Source organism: Geminicoccus roseus DSM 18922 (genome assembly GCF_000427665.1).
GTDB lineage: Bacteria > Pseudomonadota > Alphaproteobacteria > Geminicoccales > Geminicoccaceae > Geminicoccus > Geminicoccus roseus.
Genome location: NZ_ATYL01000005.1, coordinates 45,781 through 60,811, shown reverse-complemented (window position 1 = coordinate 60,811; position 15,031 = coordinate 45,781). Strand labels below are relative to the sequence as shown.

14 protein-coding genes and 2 pseudogenes are annotated in these 15,031 nt (G+C 61.2%); 12 read left to right on the top strand and 4 right to left on the bottom strand.

Annotation, left to right across the window (positions count from 1 at the left end):
• The first annotated feature begins 251 nt into the window (after positions 1 to 251).
• From GEMRO_RS0101240 to GEMRO_RS0101225, 4 genes are all read left to right on the top strand, one after another.
• A complete protein-coding gene (locus tag GEMRO_RS0101240; protein ID WP_027132564.1) occupies positions 252 to 479 on the top strand; it encodes a hypothetical protein in 228 nt (75 codons plus the stop codon).
• A gap of 169 nt (positions 480 to 648) precedes the next feature.
• Positions 649 to 1,065: a response regulator gene (locus GEMRO_RS26820; RefSeq protein WP_051328555.1), complete on the top strand. Its 417-nt coding sequence runs from the start codon at positions 649 to 651 to the stop codon at positions 1,063 to 1,065.
• A 354-nt stretch (positions 1,066 to 1,419) separates the two neighbouring features.
• On the top strand, positions 1,420 to 1,662 hold the full coding sequence (locus GEMRO_RS0101230; protein ID WP_027132563.1) for a type II toxin-antitoxin system Phd/YefM family antitoxin: 243 nt from the start codon (positions 1,420 to 1,422) through the stop codon (positions 1,660 to 1,662).
• Between the two features lie 6 nt (positions 1,663 to 1,668).
• Entirely contained in the window at positions 1,669 to 2,118 is a 450-nt protein-coding gene (locus GEMRO_RS0101225; RefSeq protein WP_027132562.1) for a type II toxin-antitoxin system VapC family toxin, read from the top strand.
• Between the two features lie 201 nt (positions 2,119 to 2,319).
• Here the strand turns inward: GEMRO_RS0101225 and GEMRO_RS26815 are convergent, their stop codons facing one another.
• A complete protein-coding gene (locus GEMRO_RS26815) occupies positions 2,320 to 3,471 on the bottom strand; it encodes a calcium-binding protein (protein ID WP_051328554.1) in 1,152 nt (383 codons plus the stop codon).
• A gap of 813 nt (positions 3,472 to 4,284) precedes the next feature.
• Here GEMRO_RS26815 and GEMRO_RS0101215 point away from each other — a divergent pair.
• From GEMRO_RS0101215 to GEMRO_RS33185, 6 genes and pseudogenes are all read left to right on the top strand, one after another.
• Positions 4,285 to 4,842, top strand: coding sequence for a recombinase family protein (locus tag GEMRO_RS0101215; protein WP_027132561.1), 558 nt, complete (start codon positions 4,285 to 4,287; stop codon positions 4,840 to 4,842).
• A 435-nt stretch (positions 4,843 to 5,277) separates the two neighbouring features.
• A complete protein-coding gene (locus GEMRO_RS0101210) occupies positions 5,278 to 6,210 on the top strand; it encodes a replication protein RepA (protein ID WP_027132560.1) in 933 nt (310 codons plus the stop codon).
• Positions 6,211 to 7,003: 793 nt separating this feature from the next.
• Positions 7,004 to 7,627 carry a ParA family partition ATPase gene (parA, locus tag GEMRO_RS0101200; protein ID WP_027132558.1) on the top strand — a complete coding sequence of 208 codons (624 nt, stop codon included), beginning with the start codon at positions 7,004 to 7,006 and terminating at the stop codon, positions 7,625 to 7,627.
• On the top strand, positions 7,624 to 7,866 hold the full coding sequence (locus GEMRO_RS0101195) for a plasmid partition protein ParG (RefSeq protein WP_027132557.1): 243 nt from the start codon (positions 7,624 to 7,626) through the stop codon (positions 7,864 to 7,866). The genes parA and GEMRO_RS0101195 overlap by 4 nt, the downstream gene beginning before the upstream one ends.
• Positions 7,867 to 7,950: 84 nt before the next feature.
• A pseudogene (locus GEMRO_RS33190) lies at positions 7,951 to 8,142 on the top strand (transposase); the annotation flags it as partial.
• A gap of 368 nt (positions 8,143 to 8,510) precedes the next feature.
• Positions 8,511 to 9,260 carry a pentapeptide repeat-containing protein gene (locus tag GEMRO_RS33185; protein WP_084506402.1) on the top strand — a complete coding sequence of 250 codons (750 nt, stop codon included), beginning with the start codon at positions 8,511 to 8,513 and terminating at the stop codon, positions 9,258 to 9,260.
• Positions 9,261 to 9,687: 427 nt separating this feature from the next.
• On the opposite strand, the gene GEMRO_RS0101185 is transcribed toward GEMRO_RS33185, so the two are convergent.
• On the bottom strand, positions 9,688 to 10,497 hold the full coding sequence (locus tag GEMRO_RS0101185) for a cyclase family protein (RefSeq protein ID WP_027132556.1): 810 nt from the start codon (positions 10,495 to 10,497) through the stop codon (positions 9,688 to 9,690).
• A gap of 327 nt (positions 10,498 to 10,824) precedes the next feature.
• Here GEMRO_RS0101185 and GEMRO_RS34810 point away from each other — a divergent pair, with 327 nt between their 5' ends.
• Both GEMRO_RS34810 and GEMRO_RS35590 read left to right on the top strand, forming a co-directional pair.
• On the top strand, positions 10,825 to 11,007 hold the full coding sequence (locus tag GEMRO_RS34810) for an AbrB/MazE/SpoVT family DNA-binding domain-containing protein (protein ID WP_205624865.1): 183 nt from the start codon (positions 10,825 to 10,827) through the stop codon (positions 11,005 to 11,007).
• A 180-nt stretch (positions 11,008 to 11,187) separates the two neighbouring features.
• Entirely contained in the window at positions 11,188 to 11,316 is a 129-nt protein-coding gene (locus GEMRO_RS35590) for a PIN domain-containing protein (RefSeq protein ID WP_276202815.1), read from the top strand.
• Between the two features lie 303 nt (positions 11,317 to 11,619).
• On the opposite strand, the gene GEMRO_RS35040 is transcribed toward GEMRO_RS35590, so the two are convergent.
• On the bottom strand, positions 11,620 to 12,051 hold the full coding sequence (locus GEMRO_RS35040; protein WP_240476562.1) for a hypothetical protein: 432 nt from the start codon (positions 12,049 to 12,051) through the stop codon (positions 11,620 to 11,622).
• A 1,524-nt stretch (positions 12,052 to 13,575) separates the two neighbouring features.
• Positions 13,576 to 14,665, bottom strand: a pseudogene (locus GEMRO_RS26785) (IS3 family transposase).
• Positions 14,666 to 15,031: the final 366 nt, after the last annotated feature.

Here is a 15,031-nt window from a genome sequence, read left to right as displayed (position 1 = left end):
TTCGCCCGTACGGCAGAGAAACCTTCCCGAAGAAACTGACTGCCGCCGCTTTGCCCAAAGCTGGCCGTCATCGGCGGACCTTCCCTGCGTCCTAGATCGGTCTCTGCGCCGACCTCTCATTCATCAGAGCCGCCCCCAGCACTGCGGGCAAGGACATATCGTCGCTGTCTCGTTGCCGCTCCTGAAGTGATGTTGAGGCTGTCACCTCAACGAGACGGATGTGATGCCAGGCACGACTGGGGAAGCAGAGGATGGCCGCAGAGGTAGTCGGTTCGCTGGTCACAGCCGATGAGATGGCAAAGGCGGCTGGTATCTCCTCGAAGACCTTCCGCCACTGCTTGCGGCAACGCAACTTGCGCTGGCACCGCCACTACGATCGGTGGACCGTCTGGCGCGGCAGCAACCAGCACCGTGATATGCAGGAGGTGCTGAAGGAGTGTGTCGCTGTGGCCAGCTGCAGGGCTGAAGAAGAGGTCTGAGCCTGCGGTCGACTTAAAACTTCAACCGCTGGTCGATCTCCTCCCTGCAGCGACGCCCAGGTGGGCGCCTCTTCATTGCCGAAGGTGGGAATTCTTAATCCGCGTGATCCGGAACGCCAACGCAGGGCTGCTCTTCCAGTAGCTGCACTCCTGCATGGGAAGAGACGTGATGTTGATCCTCGTGGTCGAGGACGAGGTCGTCGTGGCACTGGCCATCGAGTGGGTTCTTCAGCTTGCTGGCCATCGGGTGCTCGGACCGACCGACAACGTCGAGGACGCCATCGCGCTATGTGATCATGACCGACCGGACCTGGCCTTGATCGACCTCAACCTCCGAGATGGCGGGGATGGCATTGTCATCGCCCAGCACCTCAAGGAGCTGCACGACGTGCCGGTGTTCCTGCTTACTGCCCAACTTGCCAAGGCCCGGACGCAAAAGCATGTGGTCTGGGGCGTGGTCCGCAAGCCCTACGACACGCATGCACTCCCCCGCCTGGTGAAGTACGTCTCCAAGATCCTTCAGGGGCGGGAGGCCCAGCCACCACCAGAGGTGGAAATATTCCATCTCCCTGATCGATGGCGATGAGCCGGTACGCGCTACGCTAGTTGTCGTCTTGGTCGTCTCGAGATCGCGGCTTCGTCCATTGCCACAACAGATAGGCCGCTACGCCCATGGCGCCGGCCTGTCCGAGTGCCCATGCGATCATGCTGAAGATGCTCGTGTCCACAATCCCGTAGCTTGAAGCAGCTCGCGAGAGTTACGGCAGCGAGATCCGATCGGATCACGGTGGTATGGGCGAAGCTGCGGATCCCTAAAGCGCTTTTAGGTTTTCCTCGCGAGGATCTGCCGTCGCCTGGCTCGGTGAAACGCTGGGTCTAGAGGCCCCTGCTTGAGTCTCTCCCTAAACATGACTACAATAGTCATATTAAGGAGGAAGCCATGCACGAGATCCAGTTGCGCGACGCCAAGGCCACGCTCTCAACCGTGGTGGACGAGGCGATCAACGGCCAGCCGTCGGTGATTACCCGCCACGGCCGCAAGACGGCGGTGATCATCTCCTGGGAGGAATGGGAGCGCCTGTCCCAGGTGCCATCCTTCGGCCGCTTGCTGGCCTCCCTCCCGATCGGACCGGAGGACCTGTCGGAGCGAGACCAGTCGCCGCTGCGTGCGGTGGACGTCTGACACGCCATGGAGCCGGCCCGCTACCTCGTCGATACCAACGTGATTTCAGCGGTGGCGCCGACCAAAAAAAAGCAGCCGCCGCTCGAGTTGGTCCGCTGGCTGGACCTGCAGTCGGATCGGCTGTTCCTATCGGTCGTGACGGTTGCCGAACTCAGCGATGGAGCGGCCAAGCTCAGGCGGGAGGGTGCCACCCGCAAGGCCGGCCAACTCGAGGATTGGCTGGGGTTGATCCTGCACCTTTATGCGGATCGGGTGCTGCCGTTGAACATCAAGGTCGCCAGGACCATCGGTCAGTTCTCTGACCTTGCACGTGGTAGAGGCCAAGCCCCTGGCTTTGCCGACCTTGCCATCGCTGCCACCACCTTCACCCATGAGCTGGTGTTGCTCACCCGGAATGTCCGGCACTTCGAGTTCCTGCCAGTCTCCGTGGTCGACCCGTTCACGACCCTGCCCTGATCTTGGATTGGTCCCCGTGCGCTGAGGCCTGGTCCAAGCGCCTCTCGCTAGGCCTCGTCTTCTCCAGCGCTTGGGTGCAGCCCCAAAGCCGGACGTTGGTCCGTTGGGCGTTGGTGGGGCAATCAACCTGTCCGCCAACGAAAAGGCCCAGCCGCGGGTGCGGCTAGGCCCTATCAAAGGCAGCTCACTGGAGCGCGTCGTTCAGCCGAACCAGCTGCTGTCCACACCGGTGACCCCGGTGAGCGTCACGGTATGGCTGAGGCCGAGGTTGAGCACGGTGTTGCCCTCGACCACGGTGGCATTGGCGATCGCGTTGTCGACGGTGTTGCCGGCCCCGCGCAGCAGGATCTTGTCGGCGCCCACCTCGAAGTCGGTGATCGTGTCGGCCTCGCCTTCGGTGCGCAGGATGGTGAAGCTGTCGGCCCCAGCCCCGCCGGTCATGGTGTCGTTGCCGGCTTGGCCGAGCAACTGGTCAACGCCCTCGCCGCCGTCCAGGATGTCGTCCCCGTCGCCGCCGGTCAGCCGGTCGTCCCCGGCACCACCGGTCAGTGTGTCGGTGCCGGCCTTGCCGTCCAACTCGTCGTTGCCCTCGCCACCATCCACCGTGTCGTTGCCGAGCCCGCCGAACAGGCCGTCGTTGCCAGCCTCGCCGTTGAGGATGTCGTCGCCGACCGCGCCAAAGAAGCGGTCGTCGCCATCGCCGGCGTTGATCGTGTCGTTGCCGTTGCCGCCAGTGCCGACGTCGTTGCCGGTGTTGGCCGACAAGGTCTGGCTGCCGCCCCAGATGAAGTCGTCACCGTTCCCGCCGTCGAGGCTGTCGTCGCCGAACTCGCCGAAGATCTGGTCGTTGCCTTCACCGGTGAAGATCCGGTCGGCGGCGCCAGCCGTGGCTTCGGCGTTGGGGCGGTCACGATCACCCCAGGCTTGGTCGTCACCGCCGCCGCCGGCAATGATGTCGCTGCCATTGCCGCCAAAGGCGCGGTCGTTGCCTTCACCGGCGATGATGACGTCGTCCCGGTCGCCACCTTGCAAGAGGTCCAGGCCATCGCCGCCACGCAGGATGTCGTCACCGTTGTTGCCGAACATCTCGTCGTTGCCGGCGCCACCGTCGATGAGGTCGTTGCCCGCGGCACCGAACATCCCGACATCGTTGCCGTCGCCGCCGAAGATCTGGTCGTCGCCAGCATCGCCGTTCAGCAGAAGGTCGTCGCCGGCCTCGCCGAACAGCAGGTCGTTGCCGCCAGCGCCTTTGATCCGGTCGGTACCTTCCAAGGCATGGATTTCGTCCGCCTCTGCCGTACCCTGGATCGGCGGATCCTTTTCGTCGCCTGGAGTACCGAAGATCAGTGCCATGAGCGTTTCCTTGGTTGGAGAACTGAGGTGATCAGCTTGGGAGGAGGCCCAAGGCGAAGGCACGCCAGCCGAGGAACGAGAAGTGGCGGCAGGTTTGATGGCTACAAACTTTCCTGCTCATCAAGACCGGTACATATGCTGGTTCCTGCCTGCTCATGTATCAGCAAGACCAACACCTAGAAGGCCCTCCAAACGATCAATGTATACTTGCTTAGATCACCTCAAGTACCGCTTGGATGCCACGGATATCGGACTACGACAAGAAAAACCTCCTTTAGTCTGCTATCACATCCCTATTGATCTTGATCACTAAAGCGTGATCCGTGGCCTCTAATCAAAAGAACGTGATTATACTCTTCATTATCACATAATCGTGAAGTTCCTTTCTACAGGACGCGAAGAACTTCTTGGATCGATGATGGGAGGGAACAGGCATTGGCGCCGGTCAGGTTGATGGTAGCCTGGTGCCTAGCGTGTCCTAGATGCGCAGCAAGCTGCAGGTTGATGCCGCGATCGGGCTTACGGCCTGCACCGTCAAGCCGGACCCTTACAAGTCAGGACGCGTAGACGTCGGCGTCAGTATGGGCCAGCGCAGGACGAGGCTGGTCGGCCTGATCTCGTTCTCGGCAAGGTCTTCGGGCGTGGCACCGGCCCATCCCTTGACCAGTGCCCATACGCATGTCTCTCAAGGGTCTACCCTAGCAAGACGATCAGCCGAGACACCCTCCCCTGTCCCACATGGGTTGTTCTTGATCATCCGAGACAGTAGATGGAACGGGTCTAGAAGCCAGCGAGACAAGAGACCCCTCCCCCATGCCTGTTTACGGCTATGCCCGGGTCAGCACGCTCGACCAGGACCTCACCCTGCAAAAGACTGCGCTGAAGGCTGCCGGCTGCAGCGTGATCCGCGCGGAGAAGGCCAGCGGCAGCCGCCGCGACGGTCGCACCGAGCTGCAGGTGCTGCTCGACTTCGTTCAGCCAGGCGACACGCTAGTGGTCACCCGGATCGATCGCCTGGCCCGCTCGATGAAGGACCTGCAGGACATCGTGCACGAGCTGAAAGCCAAGGGCGTCAGCCTGAAGGCGACCGAGCAACCGATCGACACCGGCACCGCGGCGGGCAAGGCGTTCTTGGACATGCTGGGGGTGTTCGCCGAGTTCGAGACCAACTTGCGCAGAGAGCGGCAGCTGGAGGGGATCAGGGCGGCCAAGGCACGTGGGGTCTACCAGGGCAGGAAGCCCAGCATCGATGTGGCGGAGGTCAGGCGCCTGAAGGAAGAGGAGCAACTCGGCGCCTCCGCGATCGCCCGCAGGCTCAAGATCGGGCGGGCCAGCGTCTATCGGGTCCTGGCGCCGGGCTCAAAGGAGTAGGTGCTGCTCGAGGTGAGCCGCAGCATCAGACCAGTTTGCCTGCCGGGCTCCTGCGTCGACGGATGAGGCTGTCTGCGCTCCAGTTCCAAGCACGCATGGCCGAAGGCCTGAGCGAGCTGAGGTCCGCAGCTCGCGCCTGATCGAACCTCTGCCAAGCCGTGGCGGCAGCGCCACAGCCAGCTGTGGATAGAATCTTTGGACTCTACTCACGCTTGGGCTCCTGCGAGACTTATCCCTTGGACTCTAGTCACGCTGCGCTTGGACTCTACTCACGATCTTGGCAGTTATCCTCTGGACTCTACTCACGCATCCTAATAATAGAAAATTCAAATAATCTCCTAATAGTAAGCGTGAGAAGAGTCCAAACTGTGGGTAACTGGGCGTGAGAAGAGTCCAATCTTGACGGTACAGCCGGTTTCGGCTCCACCCATGGTCATGGGAAAGATCCACCAGCTGATCACCAGCAAGGGTATCGACGAAGCACGTAGGTCAGCGGGCGCAGACAAGAATGCCCGTCTCTGCGTCGATGCCGCCTATGGCGTTCTATGCGACGACCAGGCCCAGGTGGGAATCGCTCACGCTGGCTTCGCCATGGCGGCGCTTCCGCACAAGAAAGTCCAGGAAAGCGTGTGGGAGCGCGATGGCGGCCAGGTTAAGCTGCTGGTCGAGAGTGGTCTGGATAGCGAGCGCCGCCCAATCGGCATCCCCTACGGGTCCATCGCCCGGATGATCCTGCTTTACCTCCAGACCCAGGCGGTCCGCACTCGCTGCCGCGATGTCGAGCTCGGCAGCTCCATGAACGCTTGGCTGACGGCGATGGGCATCCCGGTAGGTGGCAAGACCTATCAGATCGTCCGGGAACAGTCGCGGCGCATCAGCCGCTGCCGGCTGACCTTCTTCCGGAGAACCCTGACTACCGAATTGGTCACCAATGGTGCGTTCGTGCGTGATGCGATCATGCCGCTGGATCCAGACAGTTCCCGTCAGGTGCCGTTGTGGCAGGACCGGGTGCGCCTAGATGAAGGGTTCTACCAGTCCCTGATCGAGCATCCTCTGCCGCTGCGCGAGGCCGCGATCCGCGAGATCTCCAACCGCTCGATGTCGATCGATCTCTATATCTGGCTAGCCTACCGGCTGCACGTGCTACGCCATCCTGTAGAGATCGGCTGGCAGAGCCTGCATCGCCAGTTTGGGGATGGCTACAAGGAGGTCAGGTTCTTCCGGCGTGACTTCCTGCCCGCCCTGAAGCTAGCGCTCGCCGTCTATCCCGAGGCGAAGGTTGAAATCGTCGACCAGGTCGGCCTCATCCTGCATCCTTCGACGCCGCCCATCCCGATGAGCAATCGGATGATCGCAGCACGCGGCTGACTTCGAAGAACCCTCGCCAATGGTACCGACCGACGATCGCGCCCTGAATGCGAGGCGGACGCGCACCCAGTGGGTTCGCCGGACCTACGGCGCGATTCTACTCGCCTGCAGCCTCACGGCACGCCGACAATGAGGCGGTACCCTCGCTATCGCAAGGCAACAAGAATACAGATTTCTTTATTTATGCTTTTGCGTCCGCGGATGCTGCATATCCCCCCTTGGCCGGATCTGCCCCGCCATGTGTGTGACCATCCATTTCAGACCATCCCGCTACCGCAACGGTAGAGACCAGTTTGGCTGGATCGCCATGGCTTGGCATGAGCCGAAGGCCGCGCCCGGATCGAACATCTGATTGAACTCGTCGCCCGCACAACTCTGCTAGCGATACACCCACGGTGTCCGTGCAACGCCGCTTCACCCAACGGAGGGGGTGATGCGTGAGCCAGATATCGCCGTGGATTGTATCCGGCCTGAGCGTCAGTGGGTGATGCGAATTCCCATCATGGATGTTCCCGCCCAGCTTCGCAGCTCCGCCCCTTCCCTCCACCAGGCCGTCATTGTCTTTGGGTTATGGGCGCCGGCTGAGATGGTGATGTCAGGTGGCCTCGTCACTTAGGCCCGTCAGCGGCTGCAGCGGCACAACCACACTCATGCACTACCGGTCGATCCGCAGCCTGCCATACATTGCGTGGCCAACCGTATTTCTGTCAATACGGCTTCACGCTGAAGCGTAAAGCTGCAAAGACAGAAGCACGTGAAACAGGAAAAACAGATACACAGAAAGGCGGGGTGAGTGATCATTGCCGTTCTGAACCAAAAAGGCGGGGTCGGGAAAACGACCCTCGCGCTTCACCTGGCCGCGGCGTTCGCCCTTGATGGCGAGCGTGTGCTGCTGGTGGACGCGGACCCACAGGGGAGCGCATTGGACTGGTCGGCGACCCGACAAGCGAAACCGCTGTTCCCGGTGGTCGGCATCCCCAAGGCCAGCTTGCACAAGGATCTGCCGACCATCGCCGTCGACTACGATACGGTCGTGATCGATGGTCCGCCTCGGGTCAATGAACTAGCCCGATCTGCGCTCCTGGCAGCGGACCTGGTGGTCGTGCCGGTGCAGCCCTCGCCCTACGATGTATGGGCGGCTGAGGAAATCCTGAAGCTGTTGCGCGAAGCATCTGTTTTTAAAGAAAGCTTGAAATCTGTTTTTGCGGTGAATCGTAGAATCGTGAACACGGCGATTGGCAGGGATGTCACCGAGGCGCTGAGAAACTATGGCATCCCGGTGCTGGCTGCCTCCCTGTGCCAGCGGGTGGCATTCGCAGAGTCGGCAGGGCAGGGGCTGACGGTCCTTGAGACAGAGCCTCATGGCACCGCCTCGCGTGAGGTCCGGGCATTGGTGAAGGAGTTGCGGGCGCTATGACCAAGAAGATCGCGTTCGGACCGCGGCCGTCCGCCTCGCTGCCACCTAGCGCGGATAGCTGGGTTGCTAGCAGGGGAGGGGAGCCGGCATCTGCGGCGATAGAAAGGCCGACGATGAAGCGATTGACGATCGACCTGCCGGCAGATGTCCACGCCCGCTTGAAGGCGCAATGCGCGATGCGTGGCACCAAGATGGTCGACGAGATTCGGCGGGCGGTGGAGGACATGCTGAAAAGCTGAATCACAGAAACGCGCAAACACAGAAAACTTCATAGGGAGTATTCTGTGTCTGTGTTGATGGCATTACGACCCTGGTGAAGGCGTGAAGGGAAGACAGGCATCAGCGTGCTGCTGCCGCGGCGCTGGGTGATCGAGCGCTCCTTTGCCTAGGCCACCCACTTTCGACGGCTGGTGAAGGACTACGAGCGCTATGCCTCAACCCTCGCTGACCTCCACCTCGTGGCCTTCACCTGCATCATGCTCAAGCAGGCTGCTCAACTGGTCGCAGGTCCATAACAGCCTCTAGGCTAGGGGGGGAGGGCTCAGCTCATCGGTGTCTATGGTGATCAGCACTACCTGCCATGGAAGGATACGGCCGGCTTCACCGCCGAGCTGATCGCTGAGGGCGGCCTGGGCAGATCTTGCGTCTCCCTGCGGTCAAAGCTGTGTAGGCGAGTGCCTTGTACCGTCGAAAACACCCATCTGAGGCAAAAAGGGCGTCTCGGCTGATCGTCTTTCTAGGGTAGACCCAATCAAGACTAAGATCAGTCAACGATCCAGCAGCCGCTGCCACCGAAACCGCACCGGCGGCGCTGGTCGAGGATGAGGCCAGTGGCGATACAGTCATCCTTCTCTTCGAAGCTGCTTGGCGCTATCGCATTCGCATGGAACAAAACACGAACTTAGGGCCACGCTATCTGATCCGCCTCCGGGATCTGCGGGGCTGGCACCTCCTGACGGTCGCGTGCGGGTCGTGCCGGCACAAGGCGCACCTGCGCCTGTGGCAGCTCACCGACCGACGCTCACCGGATGAGTTCCTGGTCGACGTCGAGCGCAAGCTGCGCACGCCGCTGGTCGGCATCGACCTGTCCAGGCCCGACCCCAATCCCGATGATCCCGATGGTAGTGCTGGTGTGTTCCTGCGCTGCGTGGACCTGCCCGATGCCCTGCTGGCCCATGCAAAGCTGAAGAGGGCCTCTCTAGAGGGCAGCAACCTGTTTCGGGCAGACCTGCATGCAAACGCCGAGGAGAAGGATGGTCTAAATGGAGCGAAGCTGAACAATGCCGACCTGCGATGCTCGAATCTATGGCAGGTTGATCTTAGAAACGCTGACCTGAGGGGCGCACTTCTTGATGATGCTCTTCTGAGCGGTGCGGATCTGATAAACGCCAAAATAGCCCAAGAGCAACTTGATGTTGCCTGTGGCGACTTGGGCACCCTGCTACCCAAAAACCTACATCGCCCGAGCAGTTGGAAGCCTCCAAGTGACGAGACTGGTCAGGATCCTCCACGCGATAAGACTGAGTGCAGCGGCGGTCCCGAGGCGAAGCAGTGCGAAGCGCTGGACGCGGATTGGATGAGCGAAACCCGGCCCAACCGCAACGCGACCCAATGTACTCGCAGCCGGCCATGACCAAGTCGATCGATGCCTCGGCAAAGTCCTGCCAGGTGCCCCGGCACCGGCGATTGCCGACGCCGGATTCCATGACTTCCCCGCCATTTCCCGCCCTGGTGGGGTAGCGGTGTTATGACCGATCGGGGCGGGGACATGGGGTGAAGGCGCTTGATGGCCCTCGATTTTGGCCGGCATCGTACTCCCGGTTGCCCGCACCCGCCGCATCAGCCGATGCACCGCCGTCGGGCTCACCGCAAAGTGGGCCGCTGCCTGACGGGCCGAACTGCCGGCTTGAATCGCCTGTACCAGCCGCCGACGCAGATCCTGAGACAAGGGTCCCGCCATCCCTGCCGCCTCCACTCAGACAGTGGAAGCTCCAGCGAAACTCGCACTCGTGCAAACATGAATGCTCTAAACCTGGATCGTGAGAGGCTCGATCATCCGCTCAGACCAAGGCGTAGAGCCGGGCCGGGCCGCCGGTCGCACCCTTCACCTTGGCTGCTCCCACCAGGAGCGTGGCACCGGATGCCGGCAGGGCCCCCATCCCCGCCATGCACTCGATGCCCCAGCGGTTGGTCGGCAGCCAGCTACGGTGTACTGCGAAGTCCTTGGACTTGCCGTAGTCTAGAGACAGCGTGTCGACGCCGATGCCGACCACTTGGCGGCCATCTATCAGCATCGCAACGGTGTCGGGATGGAAGCCGGGGAAGTGCATCGCGCCCTCGGAGTCGGCGTTGCGGAACTTGTCGCCGGTGACGTACGCGTCCCAGCCGCTACGCATAGCGATGCAGGCGCCGGCCGGGATCGGCCCGTGCGCGGCCTCCCAGGCCTTGATGTCGTCGGGGGTGACCTGCGTGTCCGCGTCGTCCTGTGCGCGGGCGGCGATGTCGACGACGCAGAGCGGGCAGACCAGGTTGGCGGCCGGGATCAGGTCGACCGTCCAGCCGTTCTCCGAAAAGTGGAACGGCGAATCGATGTGCGTGCCGACATGCTCGTTGAGCGTCCAGATCTTCAAGTTCAGCGTGTCCTTGGCGAGGGTGTAGAGGTCCTTCATCTCGATGCCGGACTTGCCGAAATAGGTCGGGAACTCGGGCGAGATCGTGTGGGTCAGATCGACCACACTGCCGAAGCTGCGGGTCTGCGCGGTCGCGACCGGGGCCGCAAGCATCGTGCCGGCGGCAAGCGCACCGGCACCGATAAAGCCGCGGCGGTTGAGGCCGGACTGGACATGCTGGAGACAACCCGGGACGCACATCGACTCTTCCTCCTTAGCGGCGGCCGAAAGCCACCTTGTGGGCTAGAACTGTCGTCAGCGCCGGTCAAGCGAGTGCACAAGAAACGGCGCCGTCCGTTGTCTATCAGCCGCTCGCGCGCGCGCCCGGCGCCATCAGCCGGGACAGGGTAACCGTCGTCTGGGGGAGCCTGAGGAAGCCACTCCTTTGCAGAACCAGGCGGTGCGTATCAATCTTCGCATCCAGCCGGATGGAACCGTCCAGAGTGTTATGCCAGTTGAGCGGGCAACTGGAGACTGAACCGGTTCCGATGCTGCGTCGGTATCCGAGGTTATGGCGGAAGGGGGTATTTGCGACCACCTTCGACCGGCGCAGCCGACGAAGGGAATGGACGATCCCGCTCCGACAACGGCAGCCTGCAGGCTGAGCTGCGCAAGCGGCACGGCCTGGCACAGGGTGGCGAGGTCCTGGTCGAGGACATCGGGGATGCGATCGTGCTGCGAACCCTCGACCAGGTGGTGGCACGCGCCTAGGCTCTCAGCCCCAAGCTGACGGCCGGCAAGACCGGCACCTCGGTCGATGCCTTTCTGGTGGAGCGGGCGCAGGAGGCGGAGGCCGAGTAATGGCGGTAGTGCTCGATGCCTCCGCACTGCTTGCCCTGCTCTTGGATGAGCCGGGGACGGCGAGGGAAGGCCGCCCTTGATGGCACTCTCATGACGGCGGTGAACCTGGCGGAGATCGTCAGCCACTACGCCAAGCTCGGCGCGACACGCGCTGAGATCGAGGCCCTGTTGCGCCCTCTGCCGATCCAGGTGATGCCGGTCGATGCCGCCTTGTCCTAGGAGGCCGGTATGCTGCGGCCGCTCACGCTGGTGCGGGGCCTGTCGCTGGGTGATCGCTACTTCCTGGCCCTGGCGAAGCGGGAAGGAGCCGTGGCGCTACCGCAGACCGGCGTTGGCCGGAGATCGCCGAGGCAGCCGGCGTCACCGTCGAACTGATCCGCTGAAGCCACCCTGGTGATCATGACCACCTCCAGCAGGGCCGCGCCCTGGCCGATCCTGCCAGCCGAGATGACTAAGGCTGGCCGGTGCTGGCGGCGATTGCGGACCAGATAAGGGAAGGGGATAGGGACCACATCGCCCTGCTCAAAACGCGGCATAAGCCTTTCGGCCTGCCTCACTGTCCCATTCGGCGAAGGTGACGAACGGATCGTCGACCGGCTGCTTGGTCGGCTTGGTGAAGATCATCCGGTCGTTCTGGATCTCGTAAGTGAGTTCGGCGGCAAGCTTCAGGTCGAGCGCCATTCTTGCGATATCGCCGCTAGGGCGGCTGAAATCGACGTAGAGCGCCGATTCTTCTGCATGGGTGTTTTCCGTGCTTCGTGATGAATCATACTTCCAGGAGCCTCCAGGGCTCTGGAAAGGCCATTCAACGTAAAGCCATGGCTTGCTGGCTCGTATGCTGAGGCGTGTTGTATTGACGCGCCAGATGGGGGCCTCCCACGCGACAGCGGCGCTCACATCGCCGTTCTCCGCGGTCAAAGGTGGCGTCGCTACGAGATCCAGATGAGCCAGCACCCGGAGACATCTTGGAGATCGCCACCGACAAGGACCTGGAAGAACCGAAGGCTGGAGTCGATGTTGTCAGCAGCCAGCTTCCCAGGAGAAATCACAGCCGGCAGATGGATTTTCCAAGGTGCCTCGCCTGAGCGAAGCGAAGGCGAGGCATCCGGCGAGCAGAGCGAGCCGCCAACCTTCTGACTTGATTCATCGAGCCGAAAAATTTCTTCCGTAGAGGTAAGAAACGATCTCCAGCAGATCGCTTAATACACTAGATTTGGTGGTTTGAAATGGTTCTTTCTTCTCTTTCTTAAGAGTAAGAAGGGTTCAGATTTCGCTAACGCTAGTTATACGTAAAATTTCCATTTTGTCAACAGACCAAACGCAGGTCCCGCTGGAAGACTACTCGTCACCGGTTCGATCTGCCAATGGCCGGGTACGCGATGTGCCTTTTCGATCGGCCGGAGTCGTCGCTGGCAGGAATACTCTCAGATCGAAGTCGTCGACCGGGATATGGCATTCTTCGTCTCGATCCTCTTGAGCCTGTCTTTGCGAGACACCCATGGTTTCGCCAGGGTACGATAGCAGCAAGACGTTCATCAAAAGTCGATAGGTTGGTACTTGAACAATGCCGATCGAATGCTTAGATCCCGATAGTTGAGTGCGTTTGCCGCACTCGGCACCTTTCCGTGGTCGGTCGAAGACAGCAGCGCGGAAAAGGGAATCAGGACTGTGGGGCAGCGATCATCCACCTGAAGGGCACTGCGAAAGCTCGAAGCCCATGGGTCGCCGGCGGGTCGTATTTCCGTCGAGAAGTAGCGAGTGAGTATCTCGGCTGTACGAGGCTAAGAGATGCGTCCGACGTGACGGAGAGACCGATCGCGCCAGGACTGGCAGCCAGCTCTTCTGGAGAAAATCCAGTAGGGCTGGCCTAGCTATGTCCTCAGTTCAAGAGAGCCCATTGAAAAGAACAAAATCAAAGATTTTGTTCTTATGAGTCATAACTATATGCTTCTTACAGAATGTAATCCTATTATGGAGAATTTGTTGAAATATGGATCATTCAAATGATCGATTTTCTTCTTGCTAAGGGCAAGCAACTCTATTGATGTATTATATGTTTTGCTGACCTCAAAGCTAATATTGTAATCATACAGCAAGAAACACCAGCTGACTATTCAGTGGAAAGTTTCTAACCCTCAGTGACTTTCGGCAAAGCCGCCGGTGATTTACGCGACGCCCCCCAGCATGATACAGCTCACGGCCGCCTAGACCACCGCTACGCCTGACGCTGGCGATGAAGAGGGACCCCTACACGCTCCTCTGCGCACTTTCACCAGCCATCGCGCGAACGGGCTGACATCCGGACCATCCATCCAAACCAACTCCAGACGACGCACGGTCGATGTGGGCATCTTCAACCATCCCTTGTGCACCGACAATGTAATTCACGCCGATAGCGAAAATGTAGGTCAGGAGGATCCGGCCTGATGTGACCTGCTCCCCTGGGGGCCCCTCGCTCTTTGTGAGAGACCACAGCCGTTATGGCGGCTCGGTGGCTGCGAGGGGAGCAGGCAAGCGGCGGAGCTGGTCGGGGTTGCGCAGCCGCTTGCCCATGGCCGGCGGCGGCAGGCCGCCATGGGTCGAGTGGGGTTGAACGTGGTTGTAGTCGTACTGCCATGCCGCAAGCAGCCGGCGGGCATGGCCGAGACTGTCGAACACCTGCTCGTTCAGGAACTCGTCATGCATCCGGCCGATGACGCTTTCGGCGAAGGCGTTCTGCTGCGGCTTACCAAGTGCGATGTAGTGCAAAGCCACGGCGCTTTGGTTGGCCCAGTGTAAACTAGGCCTGGGAGGTCATCTCCGGCCCGTTGTCGCTCACGATCAGCCGTGGCGAACCGCGCCAGGTGATCAGGACGTCGAGTTCGCGGGCCAGCCGCGCCCCAAGACTCAAGGTATCACGATTGCAGCCAGACACTCGCGGCTGAGATCGTCGACGATCACCAGGATGCGGAAGCGGCGGCCTTGCTCTAGGCGGTCCGAGGAAAAGTTTAAAGACCAGCGATCATTAAGTGCCTAAAGCGCGGTCGTGGGCTCTCGGGTGCCAGCGGATGGGCCAAGCCCTCCTCGCGGTAGAGCCGGTAGAGCTTCTTGTGGTTCAAGCACATGCCCTCCCGTTCGAGCAGCACCCCAAGGCGGCGCCGCTCGCCGACGAGCTCGTGTAGTCGCTGGCGCAGCTTTGGCGCATCGGGCGCCACCCTCCGCCGCACTGTCTTCGAATTGACCATCACCAGCCCACAGGCACGCCGCTGCGAGAAGCCGCACTCGGCGATCAGCCGCAGCGCCGCCTCCCACCGCGCTGCAGGCAGTATCAGTTTTCGTATGAGATCCTTGAACGCGGCATTGTCGAGCATGACGTCGCCAGAAGCCGCTTCAGCTTCCCCTTCTCGTCCTCCAGCGCCCTGAGCCGCTTGGCTTTCGAGACCTCGAGCCCATCGAAGCGTGCCTTCCACTTGTAGAACGTGGTGCCGCCGATCCCGTGCTTGCGACACATCTCAGCCGTCGACGCTCCAGCCTCCTGCTTCCGCAGGATCCCAATGATCCGCTCCTCGCTGAACCGGCTCTTGCGCATCGTCCGTCCCTTCATGACGGACGCTCATTTCACATCGGGAGCTTTAGGGGTGCACGCCCGAGGCAGGAAGCGATGCGGCAGCATCGCCACGCCCATCCAGATCGGATCAGGCAGAAGATGGTCTCCGCCCTAGCTCGACGGAGCTGCGTCGGCCGCCTGCAGACGCACAGTGGTATTGGAAGAAACGGCTCCGACGCCGTCCATCCGGCGTCACTGAGGCCGGGAGGATAAAGGTCAGGCAGGCACGATGCTCTCCAGCGAGAACATGCCTAATCGATGGAAGAAGGGGATCCGGCAGCGACTTTAAATATAATCAATCTGACCGTTCCGATTGAGATTTTTACATTCTATGCATCCCATATCTAT

Coding starts and splice junctions, on each gene's coding strand:
- GEMRO_RS0101240 (WP_027132564.1), top strand. CDS start 252: ATGGCCGCAGAGGTAGTCGGTTCGCTGGTCACAGCCGATGAGATGGCA.
- GEMRO_RS26820 (WP_051328555.1), top strand. CDS start 649: ATGTTGATCCTCGTGGTCGAGGACGAGGTCGTCGTGGCACTGGCCATC.
- GEMRO_RS0101230 (WP_027132563.1), top strand. CDS start 1,420: ATGCACGAGATCCAGTTGCGCGACGCCAAGGCCACGCTCTCAACCGTG.
- GEMRO_RS0101225 (WP_027132562.1), top strand. CDS start 1,669: ATGGAGCCGGCCCGCTACCTCGTCGATACCAACGTGATTTCAGCGGTG.
- GEMRO_RS26815 (WP_051328554.1), bottom strand. CDS start 3,471: ATGGCACTGATCTTCGGTACTCCAGGCGACGAAAAGGATCCGCCGATC.
- GEMRO_RS0101215 (WP_027132561.1), top strand. CDS start 4,285: ATGCCTGTTTACGGCTATGCCCGGGTCAGCACGCTCGACCAGGACCTC.
- GEMRO_RS0101210 (WP_027132560.1), top strand. CDS start 5,278: ATGGGAAAGATCCACCAGCTGATCACCAGCAAGGGTATCGACGAAGCA.
- GEMRO_RS0101195 (WP_027132557.1), top strand. CDS start 7,624: ATGACCAAGAAGATCGCGTTCGGACCGCGGCCGTCCGCCTCGCTGCCA.
- GEMRO_RS33185 (WP_084506402.1), top strand. CDS start 8,511: ATGGAACAAAACACGAACTTAGGGCCACGCTATCTGATCCGCCTCCGG.
- GEMRO_RS0101185 (WP_027132556.1), bottom strand. CDS start 10,497: ATGTGCGTCCCGGGTTGTCTCCAGCATGTCCAGTCCGGCCTCAACCGC.
- GEMRO_RS35590 (WP_276202815.1), top strand. CDS start 11,188: ATGACGGCGGTGAACCTGGCGGAGATCGTCAGCCACTACGCCAAGCTC.